Source organism: Streptomyces sp. WM6386 (assembly GCF_000972385.1).
In the GTDB taxonomy this organism is placed as follows: domain Bacteria; phylum Actinomycetota; class Actinomycetes; order Streptomycetales; family Streptomycetaceae; genus Streptomyces.
In genome coordinates this window covers 1-350 of record NZ_JXTE01000670.1, presented here as the reverse complement: position 1 = coordinate 350, position 350 = coordinate 1, and the positions used below count along the sequence as shown (strand labels likewise).

1 pseudogene is annotated in these 350 nt (G+C 78.9%); it reads right to left on the bottom strand.

The features are described from left to right. Nucleotides 1-350 (bottom strand): annotated as a pseudogene (locus TN53_RS43185) (hypothetical protein); the annotation flags it as partial.

The following is a 350-nucleotide window of genomic DNA, read 5'->3' as shown; positions in this document are numbered from 1 at the left end:
GACGTCGATGGTGTGCGTGCCGATCCGCGCGGCCCGCAGCTGCGGCACACCCGGCGCCGTGTCGGCCGCGGCGGACAGGTGGTGGGCAAGGGGGGGCAGGGCAAGGTCCAGACGGACGGCGCCGCCCGCCTCGGCGGCGGCCGCCAGCTGGGCCTCGGCCGTGGACTTTTCCGGCGCGATGGCGATCTTCTCGCCGGGCCTGCGGCGGCGCCGCTGCAGCGTCCTGCGCAGGGCCAGTGCCCCGGTGACGGCGGCCGCCAGCAGTGCGCCGGCGCCCAGCACGACGCGCAGGCTCAGCGAACTGTCTGCCGGAGCCGACTCGGCCGTGGGCGCCGCGGTCGGGGCCGCCG